Source organism: Flavobacterium labens (genome assembly GCF_048286755.1).
Taxonomy (GTDB): Bacteria; Bacteroidota; Bacteroidia; order Flavobacteriales; family Flavobacteriaceae; genus Flavobacterium.
The window spans coordinates 17,619-36,183 of sequence record NZ_JBLVPL010000007.1 but is presented as its reverse complement, the minus strand read 5'-3'; the positions used below and the strand labels follow the sequence as shown (position 1 = coordinate 36,183).

At 32.4% G+C, this 18,565-nt stretch carries 16 protein-coding genes and 1 other RNA gene; 12 read left to right on the top strand and 5 right to left on the bottom strand.

Features of this window, described 5'->3' with window-relative positions; genetic code table 11:
* Positions 1-72: 72 nt before the first annotated feature.
* The 3 genes from aroC to ACNQF8_RS13505 all read left to right on the top strand — a co-directional run bounded on the left by aroC (position 73) and on the right by ACNQF8_RS13505 (position 4,988).
* A complete protein-coding gene (gene aroC / locus ACNQF8_RS13515) occupies positions 73-1,131 on the top strand; it encodes a chorismate synthase (RefSeq protein ID WP_417952112.1) in 1,059 nt (352 codons plus the stop codon).
* A gap of 149 nt (positions 1,132-1,280) precedes the next feature.
* Entirely contained in the window at positions 1,281-2,561 is a 1,281-nt protein-coding gene (locus ACNQF8_RS13510) for a dicarboxylate/amino acid:cation symporter (RefSeq protein WP_417953780.1), read from the top strand.
* Positions 2,562-2,780: 219 nt separating this feature from the next.
* Entirely contained in the window at positions 2,781-4,988 is a 2,208-nt protein-coding gene (locus ACNQF8_RS13505; protein WP_417952110.1) for a response regulator, read from the top strand.
* Positions 4,989-5,116: 128 nt separating this feature from the next.
* Here ACNQF8_RS13505 and ACNQF8_RS13500 read toward each other — a convergent pair whose 3' ends face one another.
* From ACNQF8_RS13500 to ACNQF8_RS13490, 3 genes are all read right to left on the bottom strand, one after another.
* Entirely contained in the window at positions 5,117-5,569 is a 453-nt protein-coding gene (locus ACNQF8_RS13500) for an Hsp20/alpha crystallin family protein (protein ID WP_417953781.1), read from the bottom strand.
* A gap of 174 nt (positions 5,570-5,743) precedes the next feature.
* The gene (locus ACNQF8_RS13495; protein ID WP_417952380.1) at positions 5,744-6,997 is read right to left on the bottom strand and encodes a DEAD/DEAH box helicase; all 1,254 of its coding nucleotides are present in this window, start codon (positions 6,995-6,997) and stop codon (positions 5,744-5,746) included.
* A gap of 139 nt (positions 6,998-7,136) precedes the next feature.
* A complete protein-coding gene (locus ACNQF8_RS13490) occupies positions 7,137-8,168 on the bottom strand; it encodes a formimidoylglutamase (protein WP_417952108.1) in 1,032 nt (343 codons plus the stop codon).
* 105 nt (positions 8,169-8,273) lie between these two features.
* Here ACNQF8_RS13490 and ACNQF8_RS13485 point away from each other — a divergent pair, with 105 nt between their 5' ends.
* The gene (locus ACNQF8_RS13485; RefSeq protein WP_417952107.1) at positions 8,274-9,158 is read left to right on the top strand and encodes a hypothetical protein; all 885 of its coding nucleotides are present in this window, start codon (positions 8,274-8,276) and stop codon (positions 9,156-9,158) included.
* Positions 9,159-9,208: 50 nt separating this feature from the next.
* On the opposite strand, the gene hutI is transcribed toward ACNQF8_RS13485, so the two are convergent.
* Together hutI and ACNQF8_RS13475 are read right to left on the bottom strand one after the other, a co-directional pair.
* Positions 9,209-10,447 carry an imidazolonepropionase gene (gene hutI, locus ACNQF8_RS13480; RefSeq protein WP_417952106.1) on the bottom strand — a complete coding sequence of 413 codons (1,239 nt, stop codon included), beginning with the start codon at positions 10,445-10,447 and terminating at the stop codon, positions 9,209-9,211.
* 12 nt (positions 10,448-10,459) lie between these two features.
* A complete protein-coding gene (locus tag ACNQF8_RS13475) occupies positions 10,460-11,533 on the bottom strand; it encodes a glutaminyl-peptide cyclotransferase (protein WP_417953782.1) in 1,074 nt (357 codons plus the stop codon).
* An 88-nt stretch (positions 11,534-11,621) separates the two neighbouring features.
* On the opposite strand from ACNQF8_RS13475, the gene ffs reads away from it, so the two are divergent.
* The 8 genes from ffs (at position 11,622) to ACNQF8_RS13435 (ending at position 18,464) form a co-directional block, all read left to right on the top strand.
* An RNA gene (gene ffs, locus ACNQF8_RS13470) (signal recognition particle sRNA small type) lies at positions 11,622-11,719 on the top strand.
* Between the two features lie 80 nt (positions 11,720-11,799).
* Complete coding sequence (locus ACNQF8_RS13465) at positions 11,800-12,603, top strand: SDR family oxidoreductase (RefSeq protein WP_417953783.1); 804 nt, start codon at positions 11,800-11,802, stop codon at positions 12,601-12,603.
* Between the two features lie 175 nt (positions 12,604-12,778).
* The gene (locus ACNQF8_RS13460) at positions 12,779-13,960 is read left to right on the top strand and encodes a tyrosine-type recombinase/integrase (protein ID WP_417953784.1); all 1,182 of its coding nucleotides are present in this window, start codon (positions 12,779-12,781) and stop codon (positions 13,958-13,960) included.
* Positions 13,961-13,963: 3 nt separating this feature from the next.
* Complete coding sequence (locus tag ACNQF8_RS13455; protein WP_417952102.1) at positions 13,964-14,662, top strand: hypothetical protein; 699 nt, start codon at positions 13,964-13,966, stop codon at positions 14,660-14,662.
* A gap of 83 nt (positions 14,663-14,745) precedes the next feature.
* A complete protein-coding gene (locus tag ACNQF8_RS13450; RefSeq protein ID WP_417952101.1) occupies positions 14,746-15,021 on the top strand; it encodes a helix-turn-helix domain-containing protein in 276 nt (91 codons plus the stop codon).
* A gap of 7 nt (positions 15,022-15,028) precedes the next feature.
* The gene (locus ACNQF8_RS13445) at positions 15,029-17,170 is read left to right on the top strand and encodes a VapE domain-containing protein (protein ID WP_417952100.1); all 2,142 of its coding nucleotides are present in this window, start codon (positions 15,029-15,031) and stop codon (positions 17,168-17,170) included.
* 316 nt (positions 17,171-17,486) lie between these two features.
* Positions 17,487-17,789 carry a hypothetical protein gene (locus ACNQF8_RS13440; RefSeq protein ID WP_417952099.1) on the top strand — a complete coding sequence of 101 codons (303 nt, stop codon included), beginning with the start codon at positions 17,487-17,489 and terminating at the stop codon, positions 17,787-17,789.
* Positions 17,790-17,903: 114 nt separating this feature from the next.
* A complete protein-coding gene (locus ACNQF8_RS13435; protein ID WP_417952098.1) occupies positions 17,904-18,464 on the top strand; it encodes a hypothetical protein in 561 nt (186 codons plus the stop codon).
* Positions 18,465-18,565 lie beyond the last annotated feature (101 nt).

Here is an 18,565-nt window from a genome sequence, read left to right as displayed (position 1 = left end):
TTTATCCCGAAATCTCGGGATAAGCTTTTAAACTTTAAACTAAAATGGTACTTTTGTTCAAAACTAATTATAATGGCAGGAAATAGCTACGGAACACTATTTAGAATAACAACTTTTGGAGAATCACATGGTGAAGCATTAGGCGGTATAATTGATGGTTGCCCTCCTGGAATAACTATAGATTTAGATGCAATTCAATTTGAAATGTCAAGAAGAAAGCCTGGTCAATCGGCTATAGTTACCCAACGTAAAGAGCCGGATGATGTACAATTTTTATCCGGAATATTTGAAGGAAAAACTACAGGAACACCTATAGGTTTTATTATTCCTAATACCAATCAAAAATCAGACGATTATTCTCATATAAAAGATAATTACAGACCCAGTCATGCTGATTATGTGTATGAGAAAAAATATGGTGTTCGTGATTACCGTGGTGGCGGACGAAGTTCTGCACGCGAAACGGCCAGTAGAGTAGTGGCAGGAGCAATTGCAAAACAAATGCTGTCAGATATAAAAATCAATGCTTACGTTTCTTCTGTAGGTCCTATATTTTTAGAAAAACCATACCAAGAATTAGATTTTTCAAAAACCGAAAATAATCCTGTGCGTTGTCCTGATGAAGCATCAGCGGTAATCATGGAGGAGTATATACGAGATATTCGTAAACAAGGTGACACTGTAGGTGGAACCGTAACATGCGTGATTCAAAATGTGCCTATTGGTTTAGGAGAACCTGTTTTTGACAAACTTCATGCTGAATTGGGTAAAGCCATGCTCTCTATTAATGCCGTAAAAGGATTTGAGTTTGGAAGTGGTTTTGATGGAGCAAGAATGAAAGGAAGCGAGCATAATGATTTATACAACCCTGACGGTACTACTAAAACCAACCTTTCTGGTGGGATTCAAGGTGGAATTAGTAATGGAATGGATATTTATTTCCGCGTGGCCTTCAAGCCTGTGGCTACCATTATGCAAAAACAAGAATCATTGGATAACAAAGGGGATATTACTGAAATGACAGGAAAGGGACGTCATGATCCTTGTGTAGTACCACGTGCTGTGCCTATAGTTGAGGCTATGGCTGCTATTGTACTAGCTGATTTTTATTTGATAAACAAAACCTATTAATTTTAATTTTTGAAGTTTTTCCTGCTTAACACTTTATGTTTTCTTGCTTGTAAGCAAACAAGAAATGAATTATTGTAAAGAAAATTTTCTAAACACATATAATGTTGAGTGAAGTAACAGGCTAAGACTAAAACCTAACAATCAATTTAATGAATACCAAAACAACTAAAAAACCATCTTTTTTTTCAGGATTAACGGGACAAATATTAATTGCGATGGTTTTAGGTGCTATTTTAGGCATTGTAATTCATAATTCTATTTCCCCAGAAGCAGCCCAAGGTTTTAGCGCAAAAATTAAAATTCTGGCAACAGTTTTCATTCGATTAGTACAAATGATTATCTCGCCATTAGTTTTTACAACACTTGTTGTAGGAATTGCAAAGTTGGGCGATATTAAAGCTGTTGGAAGAATTGGAGGAAAAGCAATGGGTTGGTTTTTTACAGCTTCATTCATCTCTTTATTATTGGGAATGTTTTTTGTAAACATCCTTGAACCGGGAGTTGGTCTTAATTTATCAAATGTTGATTTGGCCTCTGTTTCAGAAGTTACTTCAAAAACTCAAAATATATCTTTTGAAAATTTTATTGAGCATATTGTTCCCAAAAGTATTTTTGAAGCAATGGCTACCAATGAAATTTTACAAATTGTGATTTTCTCTATTTTCTTTGGTTTGGCAGCAGCATCATTGGGAGATTATGTTAAGCCAGTTACAAATGCTTTAGATAAAACCTCACACATAGTTCTTAAAATGGTGAACTACGTAATGAAATTTGCTCCAATAGGAGTTTTTGGAGCTATTGCCGGAGTTTTCGCGGTAAGAGATTTTCAAGAATTAGCGATTACATATTTCAAATTTTTTGGTTCATTCTTAGTTGGAATTTCATCACTTTGGTTGGTATTAATAGTGGTGGGTTACATTTTTCTTAAAAGCAGAATGACTGTTTTGCTTAAAAGAATTGTAAGTCCTTTGATTATTGCTTTTGGAACAACCAGTAGTGAAGCAGTTTTTCCAAAATTGACAGAGGAATTAGAACGTTTTGGAGTAAAAGACAGAATCGTTTCTTTCATGTTGCCATTAGGTTATTCATTCAATTTAGATGGAAGTATGATGTACATGACTTTTGCTAGTATTTTTATTGCTCAAGCCTACGGAATTGATTTAGATTTAGGAACACAAATGACTATGCTTTTAGTTTTAATGCTTACCAGTAAAGGGATTGCAGGTGTTCCAAGAGCAAGTTTAGTTGTAGTTGCCGCAACTTGTGGTATGTTTGATATTCCAATTGAAGGAATAGCATTAATTTTACCTATAGATCATTTTTGTGATATGTTTCGTAGTGCAACAAATGTTTTAGGAAATGCTTTGGCTACATCAGTGGTTGGGCAATGGGAAGGTGATGATGAAAATGAAATTGTAGCTTCAGAATAGTTATAACGTTACATTTTTACAGTAAATAATATAGTTAAAACCTGTTCAATTAGTTGAACAGGTTTTTTTTTAATTTAAAATTTTTAATTATTCCTTATTTTAAAGGTAGGTATTGCTGTTTTTAAAATGTGTTTATTTAATTTATTTTTAATAGAAAATATGCGCATATTCCTCTTTTTTTTATTAAAAAAATGTATATTTGATAAACTTTAATTGTATATGTATCATTTACGTATTGTTTTATTGCTATTGTTTGGATTAAATTATTTAGGTAATAATTCAATTGCACAGACAAGAACATATTCTAAGAAAGAAATCACTAAACTAACTGATGAGGCTTCTCGATACTTAAAGGAGGCTAATTTTGAAAAATCTCTGGATATTTCTAAATTGGCACTTCGTTCCTCTATTAATGCTAATGATTTATATTCAACAGCTATTTCCTATATTACAATTGCGGCAAATTATGCTGAGATGGCTGAATTTGATAAAGCGATATTCTTCTATAATAAGAGTTTGTCTTATGCTGATAAAACGAGTAATGACACCTTAAAAAAACGGATAAATAATAATTTAGGCAATATCTATTGTTTTGAGAAAAAGCAGTATGAAAAAGGGATAAATTTTTATGAAAACTCTCTTAAATACAGTCAAAAATTAGCAGATACCAATCAGGTTTTTATGACTAAGCTTAATATCGCTTGGGCCTATTTTGATATTGGTCTATTTGAAAAAGGTTTTCCAAGTTTAGAATTCATCAACAAATACAATAAAAAATATGGTGATGAAACAAACGCTGTAGCGGTAAACATGCTTAATGGAATGTATTATAGTTACAAAGGAAACCATAATAAAGCTACATCATCTTTTGTAAATGCTATAAAATTTGGAAATGAAGGGATTGAGAAGTCAGATTTATCTTTTTCGTATCTTGAATATTCAAAATATTTATTAAAGAAAGGCGATTATAAAAATGCCTATGAAAATCTCGCACGTTACAATATAATTACTGACGAATTATACAATGAGGAAAAAATTAAGAAAGCTAATGTAGCTGGAATAAATTTAGAATTAGAAGAATATAAAAGAGAGATAGATAAAATTGAAACGGAGAAAGATGCTCAGCTTCAGAGTTTAAGAAAGTCAAAAGTCATTGTATTGCTATTTGCAGTAGTTTTTTTCTTTTTGTTATTATTACTCTACATTTTATTTAAGAATAATAATTTTAAGAAAAAAACCAATGCGGAGCTTTCTCAAACTAATATAGAATTACTGGTTGCAAAAGAAAAAGCAGAGGAAGCGTCTATAATAAAATCACAATTTGTCTCTACTATAAGTCATGAATTAAGGACTCCTTTATATGGTGTGGTAGGAATTACAAATATGTTGCTTGATGAACATAAAGAATTAGCACATAGTCCACATCTAAGTTCTCTTAAATTTTCGGCTCGATATCTATTATCATTAGTAAATGATATTCTTCAAATTAATAAAATTGAAGACAATAGAATTATTCTTGAAAGTTTAACTTTTAATATTTCTGATGAAATTAATATGATTAAAAGTTCCTTATCTTTTATAGCTAAAACAAATGATAATGTTGTCCAAGTAAATGTCGACCCTAATATTCCGGAATATTTAATAGGTGATAAGTTAAGACTTTCTCAAATCATTATGAATTTAGTTAGTAATGCTTTGAAGTTTACAAAAAAAGGCGAAGTAAGTATTAATGTAAACTTGGTTAAAGTAGAAGGGAAATCTCATTTTCTGGAATTTCAAATCCAAGACAACGGAATAGGAATTCATGCCGCTGATCAGGAAAAGATTTTCGATAAATTTGTTCAGGTTAGTAGGAAAGAGACTGATTATCAAGGTACTGGTTTGGGGCTTTCTATTGTTAAGCAACTGCTAGGGTTGTTTGATAGTGATATTTCTCTAGAAAGTACCATAGGAAAAGGTACATCATTTAAATTTGTCATTGCATTTGAATTTAACCCTGAGCGAACAACTGAAATAATCAATAACATTCAAGTTGATATGAGTTCAACTCAAATCGTCAATGTTTTAGTAGTAGAGGATAACCATATAAATCAAGTTATTACCAGAAAAACAATCGAGAAGAACAACTATAAATGCAGTGTTGTTGACAATGGTTATGCAGCATTGGAAATATTAGAAAAAGAGAATTTTGATGTGATATTAATGGATATTAATATGCCTTTAATCAATGGTTTTGAAACCACAAGAAAAATTCGTCTTAAAGGAATTGGAATTCCCATTGTAGCGTTAACGGCATTTGATAAAGCTGAAATAACCGAAGAAGCTCTTTCTGCGGGAATCAATGATATCATCATTAAACCATTTGATTCGATTAAATTATTTGAGATTATCAGTATTCTAATATCAAAACCTAAAAGTATAGCTTAATCTATTTTTTCTATTCCTATTTTGAAAAATTGCCTGATGAGGATTTTAATAAATCTTGTATTAAAATTAAAATCGTTAAATCTTTAAAACCATTTACTGATTCTAAGGATTTAACGATTTTAATATAATTATTTAATGGCTATGGTTTTGTGTGCATTTTTCTTGCCATTTTCTTTTTTGGCAATGTCCACATGTAAAATTCCATCTTTATAACTAGCTTCAACTTTACTCTCATCAATGTATTCAGGTAAAGTAAAAGTTCTGCAAAATGATTGGTAATTAAATTCTTTACGAACGTAATTATCTTTTTTTCTTGTTTCTTCTTTTTCTTCCTTTCTTTCAGATGAAATCATAAGCGTGTTCTTGTCAATTTCAACTTTAAAATCCTCTTTTTTCATTCCTGGAGCTGCTAATTCTACTTGTAATTTATCATCAGTTTCTTTTAAATTCACTGAAGGTAAATTACTCCCAATAGCAGTTAAATTTTTATCATTCCAATCAAAAAGATCTCTTGAAATAAAATCATCGAAAAATGTATTCACTGTGGGAAATAAACCGTTTCTTTTTACTAAAGTTTCCATAGTTTTATGTTTTAATTGTTTGAAATAAGTTGAATCAAATTTAATGATATTATTTATTTACAAATATTTTTTAACTTGTAAAACGTTGAAGACTAAGTTATTAACGATTAAATACCTTTTTCTGTAAAACTTAAAAAGGTATTTCTTACGGATGAAAAATAAGTTCAAAAGATTTTAATACCAGCGCTTTTTATTCTGTTTTGAAACTTCAGATTTTCTTGATTTATGAGCTCCACCACTACGGTTTGAATTTTTTTGTTGAGAACCAGAAGCCGTTTCAGGGCTTCCAGAATGCCAATGATACGGATGGTCATTTACCGTTTTTACATCGACTTTTATTAGTTTTTGGATGTCTTTCCAATAGGTATGTTCGTCTTTACTGCAAAAAGAGATTGCAATCCCTCCATTTCCAGCACGACCGGTTCTACCAATACGGTGAACATACGTTTCAGGAATATTAGGTAAATCAAAATTGATTACAAAAGGCAATTGGTCAATATCAATTCCTCTAGCTGCAATATCAGTAGCAACGAGAACACCAACTTCTTTGTTTTTGAAAGCATCCAAAACGCGTTGTCTTGCATTTTGTGATTTGTCACCGTGAATGGCTTCTGCGGCAATATTGTTTTTTCGTAATGCTTTTACAACATTATCAGCACCGTGTTTGGTTCTTGAAAAAACCAAAACATCTGATAGGTTTTCATTTTTAATTAAATGATATAGTAAGTTTCTTTTTTCTGCTTTTTCAACAAAATAAACGCGTTGTTCTACATTTTCAGCAGTTGAAGATACAGGAGAAACGGTTACTGTTGCTGGATCAGTCAAAAACATTTCAGCTAATTCTCGAATAGCAATTGGCATTGTAGCTGAGAAAAATAATGTTTGTCTGTTTTTTGGCGTAAGCTTTACAATTTTCTTTACATCATTTACAAATCCCATATCAAGCATTTGATCAGCTTCGTCAAGAACTAAAGTATGTAAATGGTCTAAATCAATAAAACCCTGTTTGTGAAGATCAAGCAATCTTCCAGGGGTTGCAATCAAAATATCTACACCATTTTTTAAAGTATCTACTTGTGGATTTTGTGAAACACCACCAAAAATGGTAAGTTGTGTCAAGTTTGTGTATTTTCCGTAAGTATCAAAGCTTTGTCCAATTTGGACAGCTAATTCACGCGTTGGAGTAACTACTAAAGCACGAATTTGTTTGGCTTTTTTTGATGAGCCTACTATTCTGTGTAATTGATGTATAATAGGAATAGCAAATGCTGCTGTTTTTCCAGTTCCGGTTTGTGCGCAACCTATTAAATCTTTTCCCGATAATACAATTGGGATAGACTGTTCTTGAATAGGAGTAGGGTTAAGGTAGCCTTGTTCAAATACGGCTTTTTGTATACTTTTTGAGAGCGATAAATCTTCGAATAACATATTTTTGGTATTAAATATCATGTATTAAGTACATAGATAGCGCAACAAAGATAGTATTATTATTTTTGATGATAATTTATATGGTATTTAGGATTAGAACTTCTGGAATTTAAATCCAGAAATCCATCAATAAAACAGACTAAATAGTATTAGATTTAATAAAATCAGTTACTAAATATCCTATAAGTTTACCTATTAAATGATTGTTTTTTTCTTCACCTAAATCGGGCGCACCTTCGCAAATGTGTAAATAGGCTGCGTTTTTATTTTTTGCAAAATAGGAAATAAATTGACGAAGTTGCTCCACTGAGAAACCACTCAAAGTCATTGCGCTACAAGCAATATTAGGAATCGAATCTAAATCTATCTCAATTCCAAAAAAGTCGTCATTTATAAACTCTAAGGCTAGAGCCATTTCCTGATTGAAATCTTTTTCTTTTCGAATATTTACACTATCATAAGTATTGAAGCGTACGCGGTCTTCTATTTTTTTAATGATGTCTAATACACTTTTGGAAGTATAATTTTCGTGTAAACCAAAAATAAAATATTTTTTTAAAAACCCTTCTTCAAATGCATAAGAGAAACCATTACCGCTGTGACGTCCTTCTAAAATTCTAAAATCGGAATGAGCATCAAAGTTTATAGCATTGATGGGTTTTCCTTTAGCAAGCGCAGTTCCTTTTATGTTTCCATAGGAATTATTATGTCCGCCACCTATAATTATAGGTATTTTCCCCAGTTTTATAATGCTGAAGATGATATGAGAAACATCTTTATCAATTTTTTCTACTAATTGACTTAATTTAGATCGATCATCAATATCATTAAAATCCAAATGTTCCACTTCTTTCATTTCGACGCTAACATTCAATTGGCCTAAAACAAAAAGTTGACTTCCTTTACAAAATCGATTATGCTGAATATTAGCGATGCTTTTAATGGCACTATCCCAGGCTGAGGCCGCACCAGGCCTGCCAAAATTAGCTCTTATGCCTATATCTTCCGGAATTCCAAACAATACATATTTTGCTTCGCAAGTTTTAAGAAACTCAACAGGATCGGTCTCTTTTGGAACAGTTATCATTTTCTCTCCAAATTTTATTTCACCACTTCTATGGTTCGTAATTTTTGCAAGATCTTTGATGGTAAATGGGATAATTTTTTCCATTAAAAAAAATATTTTTTTTCCAAAAATAATATAATTACGTTAACTTACGTTATTACGTTGTTATATATTGTTAAATTTGTAAAATAAATTAAAGTAAATTAAAAGATGGAAAATCAAAAAAGCAGTTCAAGTCTTAAAGCGGTTATAGCAGTATTAGCTATTTTATTAGTGGGAAGTTTAGTTTATATTTTTAAAATGACTTCAGATACCGAAATCGTAAAAACAGAATTGAAATCCACATTAACTGAGAAAGAATCAGTTATGAAAGATCTACAAGAATTGAAATCAACATATGATGCTGCAATTGCAGAAAACACTTCTATGTCTGAAGAGTTAATTCAAGAAAGAGATAAAGTGGTTAATTTAATGACTGATTTAAGTAAATCTAAAGGCGATGTAGCTTCATTATCGAAATACAGATCTCAATTCAATGCTTTGCAAGGGAATATGAAGGTTTTAATGGCTGAGAATGATAACTTAAAAAAGGCCAATACAACACTTACTACACAGCGTGATAGTACTGTTGTAGTATTAGGAGAGACTAAAAAGAATGTTGAAGCATTAACTGGTCAAAATGAAGAGTTGGCAAAAGCAGTTGAAATTGGTTCAAAATTGACGGTTTTAAACACTAGAGGTTCGGCTTTTAAATTAAGAAGTTCTGGTAAACAAATTGAAACAGATAAAGCGAGTAGAGCTGACGTTCTTAGAGTTAATTTTACAATTGCTGAAAACCAAATTGCTAAATCTGGTGATAAAACATATTATGTTCAAGTAATTGACAGTAAAAACAATGTTTTAGGCGACAAAAAAACAGAGACTTTTGGAGATAATACTTTAACATATAGTTTTTTAACTAATGTTAAATATGAAAACAAAACAATTAGTGTTACTGAAGATTTAAGAGGAAAAGATTTTGCTAAAGGAACATATTATATCAATATTTTTGATAGAGATATATTGGTTTCTAAAACAAGTTTTGTTTTAAGATAAGAACAATAATTAGACATAATAAAAAAGAGGAACATTATGTTCCTCTTTTTTTATGCGAAAATTTCACCTTCGATCAATACAGTATCAATTAGATTACTGCCGAAAGCGTATGGTAATTGATAGTACGAGGGAATAGGTTTAGTGAGTATAAGGTTAGCTTTTTTACCAATGGTTATGCTTCCGTGGGTTTCAGAAATCCCCATAGCATAGGCTCCGTTTATTGTGGCCGCATTTATGGCCTCTTCTGGAGTCATTTTCATTTTGATACAAGCAGTTGCAACTACAAAGTTCATATTTCCGGAAGGAGTAGAACCTGGATTATAATCTGTTGCAAGGGCTAGAGGAAGTCCGGCTTTTATCATTTCTCGTGCTGGCGTATATGGAATACTTAAAAAATAGGAACATGAAGGCAACGCCACTGGCATTGTTTCAGTATTTTTTAAAGCCTCAATATCTTCTGTGCTTATAATTTCTAGATGATCTACAGAAAGCGCATTGTATTTTATTCCGGCCTGAATTCCGCCAATAGAGTTGAACTGATTGACATGAATTTTTGGCTTTAAGCCAAATTCAATTCCAGCTTCCATTATTTGTTGGGTTTCTTCAACAGTAAAATAACCGGTTTCACAAAATACATCGATGAATTCTGCCAGATTATTTTTGGCAATTTCAGGAAGTATTTCGTTAATGATTAAATCAATATATCCCTGATGGTTTTCTTTATACTCTAATGGGAAAGCGTGAGCACCAAGAAAGGTTGCTTTAATGGTTATAGGATAGTTTTGAGCTAGACGCTGAATCACACGAAGCATTTTTAATTCTCCATTAACCGTCAATCCATATCCAGATTTAATTTCAACGGCGCCAGTTCCTAAACGCATGACTTCTTCAAGCCGTGCTTTGGATTGATCATAGATTTCGGCTTCAGTAGCTTCATTGAGTTTTTTAGCTGAATTTAAGATTCCACCGCCACGATTAGCAATTTCTTCATAGGTCATGCCGTTGATTCGATCGACAAATTCTTGTTCTCTATTACCGGCATAAACAATATGAGTATGACTGTCACACCAAGATGGCAAAACCATTTTTCCAGTGGCATCAATCGTTTTATCAGCATGTATTGGAGGTAAATTCTCCATAGCACCAAAATCAGCAATCAAATTGTCTTCAATTACTAAAAAGGCATTTTTGATTGTTGGAAGAATAGCCATTTCGGCACCAGAAACTTTAGCTGTAGCTGTTTCCCGAACCTGAAGTAACTCTTTTATATTGATAATTAACGTTGTCATTTTATATGATAATTACTCTGAAATTTTGATTTCAAACATTTTATTCCAGTTTTTACCGGTAACAAAAATGGTTTTTGTTTTTGGGTTGTAGGCGATTCCGTTTAAAACGTCAGTATCTTCTAATTTAGCAATTTTTGTAGTCAAATCTGCAAGATTAATTATTCCTTCAACCGCCCCGTTTTTAGGGTTAATGACAGCAATAGCTTCTTTTTGGTACACATTTCCATATATTTTTCCATCAATCCATTCCAGTTCATTTACTCCTTTTACTTTAGATTTTAGAGAGTAAACATTGATATGGTCAATTGCTTTAAAAGTTTCAGGGTTTAATATGTGTATGGTTTCGGAACTGTCAGTCATATATAAGTTTGTACCATCATTGACTAAACCCCAGCCTTCCATATTTTTGTAATATGGAACTGTTTTTTCTTTTTTGAAAGTATCTGCATTATAAACATACCCTTCATTATTTTTATACGTCAATTGATATACTTTGTTGTTTAGAATTGTAATTCCTTCGCCAAAATATTGAGCATCTAGTTCTACTTTCTTATAAACTTCCCCAGTTTTATAATTTGTTTTTCTTAAGCTGGAGATTCCTCTTTTTCCAGATGGTCCTGAACCGTTTCCAGTTCCTTCATAAAGTGTATCACGGTAAAATTCTAGTCCTTGCGTGTAAGCCTGAATATCGTGCGGATACGTATTTACGATGGTATATTTCAATAATTTTGGTGCAATATTAGAAACTAATTCCACTCTTGTGGTAGCTTCTGAACTTTGTCCCTCATAATACACTAGAGCCTTTAGGTTTTGATAGCCCAATTTTTGATCTTTTAATTCAAAAGTTAATTTGTCAACTCCTTTTTTAGAACCAATTTTTTTATCGTTCACATAGTAAATAATGCTGTCGATCGTTTTTGAATTTGAGTTCAAAATTTCCAAAGAAAGTGCCTCTTGAGGTTGGTATTGTTCCTTAAATTTTGAATTATCAAAAGTAAATAAAGAATTTTCACCTTTTTTTGTATCACCACAATTAACCAGTAAGGTTCCTAATAAAATGATAGATAGTATGTTATAATTTTTCATAGCGTAAAATTTGAATACCCCAATATACAACGTTATTTTAATAGCTGCAAAGCACTTGCAAAAATATAAAAAGGTTGTATATTTGCACCGGCAAGTCCTACACGACCAGCTCCTGCAGACTCCCCCAGGATGGGAACATAGCAAGGGTACGTGGTTGAGCGGTGCGATGTAGGTCGCTTGCCATTTTTTTATTTCTTACAAAAGTAGTCTTCCTTCGGGAGGATTTTTTTATTTTTGGACCTTTCGTACAACAAACATCAATAATCATGAATAAAGTAGTTTTAATTACAGGAGGTTCTTCGGGAATAGGAAAATCTATTGGCGAGTTTTTGCATCAAAAAGGTTTTGTTGTTTACGGAACCAGCAGAAATCCGGAACGAGTTTTAAATTCGATTTTTCCATTGGTTGCTTTAGATGTTAGGGATACGGATTCAATTCATTCTGCTGTAGCCAAAGTAATTGCTATTTCAGGAAGATTGGATGTTGTAATTAACAATGCAGGAGTTGGAATTACTGGGCCTTTGGAAGAAATTCCAATGCATGAAATCAAGAATAATTTTGAGACCAATTTTTTCGGTCCAATTGAAGTGATGAAAGCCGTGTTACCACAAATGCGTTCGCAAAAATCAGGATTGATTATCAATATCACTTCGATTGCTGGTTATATGGGTTTGCCGTATAGAAGTGTTTATTCAGCTTCTAAAGGTGCTCTTGAACTCATCACGGAAGGATTGCGAATGGAAGTAAAATCTTTTGGCGTTCATATTACGAATGTGGCTCCGGGTGATTTTGCTACGAATATAGCTTCGGGACGTTTTCATGCTCCAGTTATAAAAGGTTCTGCTTATGAAAGTCCCTATGGAAATACATTAAAAACTATGGATGAACACGTGGATAGTGGTAGTAATCCTAATGAAATGGCTGAAGCGGTATATAAAATCATACAAACTCCGGAACCTAAAGTCCACTATAAAGTAGGTGTTTTTATGCAAAAATTTTCGATTGTCTTGAAGAGAATTCTACCGGATAAAGTATATGAAAAAATGCTTATGAATCATTATAATTTGTAACACCACATTAAAATACTATTACGTACTATTCCCAATAAACAAAAGAGCTTAACCCTTTATTTATTGGGTTTTTTTTATTTTTAAGAATTAGCCCAAAACGCAATAAAACGCAATCATACGTAAAATAATGTCCACACTTTTGACCACAAGTTTGTTAATTCACTATCTTTGAAGTATGAAAACGATCACTTTTGAATTAAGGGGAAATACAGATATAAAAACTATTCAATGTAGAGTTGAAAGCGGGCGTGTAAATCGTGTTAGGTGTTCTACAGGCTTAAAAGTAAAAATTGAAAATTGGGACGCTGGAAAACAACGACCTTTTGCAAATGATGCGATCAATAAAAAGATTAAGAATAAATTAAACGAAATAGAAAGTTTAATTAATGATGATGCAGAAACGGCAACACTAACAACTGATTGGTTAAAAAATATTGTTGATGTCGTAAACGGAAAAATCAAAGCAGATGACAAACTTTTGTTTCTTAATGCGTGTACTCAATATATCCAGTCTAAAGAGCTAAAACTTGCAAAGAATACAATTGCATCATACAATAGAGTTTTTGATCTATTGACTGAATTTATAGGCAGTGACCGCCCGCAGATAAAAGATATTGATAAAGCTTTTATGTTGAACTTTGAAAGCTGGCTAAAAACGGTTAAAAAAGTATCTTCAAATACAGCCGTACAACACACAAGGTTTATAATCATAATTTTAAATGATTTTGTTGATAATGGGCTGGAGGTTTCAAAGTTGAGAAAATACAAAGAGAAGCCAACCAAAAGAGACAAACGTGAAATTGTGAGGCTGGACAGGCTAGAGCTTCAAAAAATTAAGGATTTACAGGATTTGCCCCAGCATTTAGAAAATTCCCGCAAATGGTTTTTAGTAGGTTGTGAAGTAGGGCAAAGGGCAAACGATTTATTGAGTATAACACCCGGAAACATAAGCAACAACAGATTAAGACTAAGACAGCAGAAAACAGGTAAAGATGTTGTAATTCCCTTGAATAGCGATACACAAGATATTTTAAAGGAGTTCCCGAAAAAGTGCGATATTATAACACTTAACAGAAATATAAAAACCCTTTGTGAGCTTGCGAAAATTGATTCTCTAGTATTGAAAAAAGTAAAAGAGGGTAACAATGAGTTTTTAAAAGAAGTACCGAAATACAAAGCCGTTTCAACACATACAATGAGGCGAAGTTATGCGAGTAATTATTATACTGTTATCCCTACGGCTTTAATCCTTTCAGTAACTAAGCACGCCACAGAAACCCAATTAATAAAGTATATTGGTTTGACTGATGATGATGTTGCAGACGCATACGAAAAGGCAATTAATAAAATATCTTAATTTATGAGAGAGTATAAAGATTATATCAAAAGTGAAACTGATAAAAACGGGGTTTTGTGTTATTGGATAGATGAACCGATTTTTACAGCTTTTGACTTTAAAGAAGATATAGAGAACAACTATAACCACCTTTTAAAAAGGCGGGTTAAAAGTGATCTAAATAATGAACTAGAAATTGAAATTATAAAAGAAGTAATTCAAGATTTTGAACAAGCTGAAAATTTAAAACCTACCTATGATTACAATAAACTTTTATTTCCGGAAAAAAGTTTCGGAGGCTGGTTTTCTGATGATACTATTGAGGAATTTAAAAGATATTTTGCAAAATACAGCGATTACAAATATTTAGAGTCCTACAATGAATTTTTGAAAAATAGACTTAATGAAATTGAAAACCCTAAAGAAAAACTTTTAGTGAATAAGTACACGCACATTTTTAAAGATGATTTTGAATTTACATTATTTCAAGAGATGCGCAAAATTTACAAAGAGGATACAAAGCACGATTTGGCAAATTATAGTTTCTTATTTTATGCTATGCAAAAAGATAAATTCATTATTTGCAAACAAAAAGAATTTCTTGAATTTTTAGGGAAATACGATATTTCAATTCCTAAAATTGATAGTAGGCAAGTAGGGGAAAACGTTAAAAAAGAACCACTTTACAAAGCTACAAAAGAAAACCTATTCAAAAGAACGTAAAAGCACGTTTTAAGCACGTTTGCGTGTTGTTAAAACATTGAAAATCAACGCAATTTTGCCTATAACTTTAAATATAGTGCAAAATGCAAAATTCAATCCTACTTCAAAATGTAAGCCCTGAGCAATTAACCGAGCTTATAAATAATGGTATTAAAACCCATTTAGAACCCTTCCTAAAAACGCCAATAATTCAAAATGAAACTTTACTTTCTAAAAAGGAAGTACTAGAGTTATTAGGTATTACAATGAACACCTTAGATAAGCACGTAAAAAACGGCACTATTCCCGCTTATGGTTTAGGGGCTAGATTGATGTTTAAGAAAGATGAAGTTCTAGCGTCTTTAACTAGAATAAATTAAAAAGGGCATGGATAGTAATTTAACCACCCAAAGCCCTCAAAAATTTTGTTCTACGCTGGACAAAGATATAAAAGTTTCTTACTTTAAAAATGCAAAATCTTCTAAGAAAACAAAAGATATTTTTATTTCTGAATATTTAGCCCTTGTAAGCGATCAAACAAAAAAAGCCGAAGCCGAAAGATTAAGAGCCTTACCAGCAGACGAATATAAAAAAGCCAAACTTTTAAAGCCTTGCATTACTGGTTCGTGCGTAATGGATGCGGACGGACGTTCTTTAAAAAATATCTTGTTCTTAAACGGTTTAGCTGTTTTAGATTTTGACGTATTACCAAACGGTTACAATGATTGGCAGGAACTCAAAAAAGACTTAGAAAACGATCTTTATACTTTTATAGTTCACTTTTCATTAAGTGGGCGGGGCTTGTGCGTTTTCGTTAAAATTCCCAAAGAAAACAACTTCAATGAAATTTTTCTTTCGTTTGCTGAATACTATTCTTTAATGTTTGGGGTAAAGATTGATTTTTTAAGCGATCAAACCCGTTTGAGATTTATAGCTTTTGACTCAAACCCGTTTTATAATCCTACTTCACAAGTTTACAAAGATACTTTGAAGCTGGAGGAAACAACCGAACCGACCCAACAGGATAACGATAATGTTTTAGACCGTTATTCCAACGATCCCGCAACAGCCTTTAATAATACCGGGTTGTCAGGCTTAGAAATAGTTAACAACGAACTTATTGATTTAGGTTATTATATTAAAAAAGGGAGAAAACCGACAATCTTTGAATACCAACGTGCGGGCGGTTCTCCGAAAAGTATGGTTTGTTTCTTCAATGACGGCGTTGTAAAATTCCAAGTTTTTAGCCCTAATACTGGACTAAAGAAAGAAAATTATAACCTATTCGATTTATACAAGGAACTGAAAGGACTTACAGACTATGAAGCACAAAGGAATTTAGCTGTTTTAGGTTTTGGAACTTTCATTGAACCTCAGATAGTGAGGCAAAACGGAAATGAGACATATAGTAAATCGTTGGAATTTTTAGAGCCTAAAGATATTCGATTAAACCAACTAACAGGAATTACCGAAATAGCGGGACAGCCTTTGAACGATACCCACACCGCACAAATGTTAACAGAACTATCATTGCTAAGTGGTAAAAATCAATCAAAGGATATTTTGCAAACTTGTTTGGATGTGATCAGTAATAAAAATCAATTCCATCCATTTTTACAATTTGTAAAAACATTGGAAGATTTACCGGTAACTGATTTTTCAAAACCTACTGCGTTAGATAAGTTAATTGATTGTTTTGAGAGTTCTACACCTAAAGAGTTGATCAAAATATATCTAATCCGCTGGATGCTGGGGTTGTTCGATTTGCATTTATTGCAGAGAATGACAAAACTCGTTTTAATTCTTAGTGGAACGCAAAACAGTGGGAAAACATCTTTTGCAAAAAACATACTCACCGACAGTTTAAAGATGTACGGCAAAGTCATTGAATTTAATCAAAATAAAATGACTGATTCTAAGATAGCGTTATGTTCAATTTTGATTGCTGTTTTTGATGAATTTGAAGACGTCCTGACAAAAAGTAAAAGTCTTTCAGACTTCAAAAACCTGACAAGTTCATACGATATTTTCGAGCGAAGAGCATACAGACGAAACCATGAGCAAATGTTTAGAGCTTCAATAATAATGGCTACTACTAATGAGAAATCTATCTTAAATGATTCCACTGGGAATACAAGATTTTTGACAATTGACGTCAAAGCGTTCAACCTTGAAAAGTACTTCACAGTCGACTTAAATTTAGTTTGGCTTGAAATATACGAACTACACCTGAAAGGCGAAACCAGTGTCTTATCAGAAAGCGAACGAGCCTTGCAGACTAATGAGAATATAAATTTTGAGAGCGAAGATTTTATAGTTGGTTTAATTGAAAACAGCTTCCATGAAGACGAAAACGGTTTTGTGAATACAACTGAAATATTAATTGAATTAGAAAAGAACAGTAAGCAACACATAAGCCTAAAACGTATCGGTTGTGCATTGAGAAAAATGGATATTGAGAGAGTCGCCAAAAAAGTAAACGGAAAAGTTTTAAAAGGCTATAATCTAAAATTCAATTATGAGAGTTAGAGTTTACAGGTTGTCTCGTTGGTTTACATTTAGTGTATCGAAGTGTAAACCGCCTTAACTCAATGATAACAAGGCTTAACGATAAAGGTTTACAGGTTGACAGATTAATATGAATAAAGACTTATAATAATAACACCATAAGTAAAACACATAACAACGGATATATTATACACAGCGTGTTTACCTACTCCGTGTGAATTTAACTGTCAACCGTGTCAATCGGCAACCTTTAAAACGTAATAACTTGAAAATCAATTAATTAAAAGGTTGCCTCTTTTTACTAAATATGAATATTAATATCTTAAATTTCTAAAAAATGGATTCACAAGTAATCAAACTACTTTTTTTACGTGCAATTAAGCCAAAGCGGGCTAATTACGTAATCGTTCACAGCACGTCAAAAGCATTTGCAGAAACCCCAAAGGGTAGAAACTATCAGATACTTTGCGAGGGACCCTCAAAACCTTTGCCGTTCACTCTTGCAGAAATTGAAAACCTCGATAATTTGCAAATTATTGAACTGGAAACAATGATTGAATTAAGAAGACGCAAAAGAGCAATTGAGAAACAAAAGACCGTATATGATAAGCTATTCGCCTCAATAATTAAACGGTCCTAAATGCTTTTTTATGGTCCTACGCATTGGCAAAGCTTGGCATTAAGTGGCAAAAACTGGCAGTAGATTAACCATAGATAAAATCAATTAAAATTAATAATAAATTAAATTAAAACTATGTTACAGACTTTTCAACCAATTTTATTAAATGATGGATCCGTTAAAACAACAGATTCACTTAATTACGAACGCACTAAATTAGAACGCAAAGCCGGATTAATTCCTTTAGTACTGGCAGTGTTACCCACAGCGGACCGTAACGAAATCCATAAATTAACGTGGAGCGAATTAGACAGCAAAATAAAACAAAACTTCCCTTTTCCGGCTGGAGATGAAAAGTTTAACCTCGATGCGTTGGGGATTTACGCAGCATACAACACCCTGAAAGAATACCATAGAATAAATTCATTTGCGTTCGATGTAGAGCCTCTCACAGCTGAAAAAATTGAGGCTATAACAGAAAGTAACCGCATTTACAGTACAACACCGGAGCAAAACGAGGCGTTCCAATTAGCACAAATACTATTTGACAATCTTAATCGGGCAAAAGAACTCGGATTAATTCCAACAGTTCAGGACTTGTTTCATTTCAGATCAGTTTTTAGAATGAGTCAATACACCGGCAAAATGGAAATTGATACTTTAAAACTGCAAAACATTGTCATAAATCTAAAGTAGTTTAATGTAGTATGAAAATTCAAAACCCTGATAGCTTCAAAAACTATCAGGGTTTTTTATTATTGTATTTTTATTTAATTTAAGTACTTTTGTTAAAAATA

What these genes read in the sequence shown, in the direction of transcription:
- aroC (WP_417952112.1), top strand. Translation starts at nt 73, where the DNA reads ATGGCAGGAAATAGCTACGGAACACTATTTAGAATAACAACTTTTGGA.
- ACNQF8_RS13510 (WP_417953780.1), top strand. Translation starts at nt 1,281, where the DNA reads ATGAATACCAAAACAACTAAAAAACCATCTTTTTTTTCAGGATTAACG.
- ACNQF8_RS13505 (WP_417952110.1), top strand. Translation starts at nt 2,781, where the DNA reads ATGTATCATTTACGTATTGTTTTATTGCTATTGTTTGGATTAAATTAT.
- ACNQF8_RS13500 (WP_417953781.1), bottom strand. Translation starts at nt 5,569, where the DNA reads ATGGAAACTTTAGTAAAAAGAAACGGTTTATTTCCCACAGTGAATACA.
- ACNQF8_RS13495 (WP_417952380.1), bottom strand. Translation starts at nt 6,997, where the DNA reads ATGTTATTCGAAGATTTATCGCTCTCAAAAAGTATACAAAAAGCCGTA.
- ACNQF8_RS13490 (WP_417952108.1), bottom strand. Translation starts at nt 8,168, where the DNA reads ATGGAAAAAATTATCCCATTTACCATCAAAGATCTTGCAAAAATTACG.
- ACNQF8_RS13485 (WP_417952107.1), top strand. Translation starts at nt 8,274, where the DNA reads ATGGAAAATCAAAAAAGCAGTTCAAGTCTTAAAGCGGTTATAGCAGTA.
- hutI (WP_417952106.1), bottom strand. Translation starts at nt 10,447, where the DNA reads ATGACAACGTTAATTATCAATATAAAAGAGTTACTTCAGGTTCGGGAA.
- ACNQF8_RS13475 (WP_417953782.1), bottom strand. Translation starts at nt 11,533, where the DNA reads ATGAAAAATTATAACATACTATCTATCATTTTATTAGGAACCTTACTG.
- ACNQF8_RS13465 (WP_417953783.1), top strand. Translation starts at nt 11,800, where the DNA reads ATGAATAAAGTAGTTTTAATTACAGGAGGTTCTTCGGGAATAGGAAAA.
- ACNQF8_RS13460 (WP_417953784.1), top strand. Translation starts at nt 12,779, where the DNA reads ATGAAAACGATCACTTTTGAATTAAGGGGAAATACAGATATAAAAACT.
- ACNQF8_RS13455 (WP_417952102.1), top strand. Translation starts at nt 13,964, where the DNA reads ATGAGAGAGTATAAAGATTATATCAAAAGTGAAACTGATAAAAACGGG.
- ACNQF8_RS13450 (WP_417952101.1), top strand. Translation starts at nt 14,746, where the DNA reads ATGCAAAATTCAATCCTACTTCAAAATGTAAGCCCTGAGCAATTAACC.
- ACNQF8_RS13445 (WP_417952100.1), top strand. Translation starts at nt 15,029, where the DNA reads ATGGATAGTAATTTAACCACCCAAAGCCCTCAAAAATTTTGTTCTACG.
- ACNQF8_RS13440 (WP_417952099.1), top strand. Translation starts at nt 17,487, where the DNA reads ATGGATTCACAAGTAATCAAACTACTTTTTTTACGTGCAATTAAGCCA.
- ACNQF8_RS13435 (WP_417952098.1), top strand. Translation starts at nt 17,904, where the DNA reads ATGTTACAGACTTTTCAACCAATTTTATTAAATGATGGATCCGTTAAA.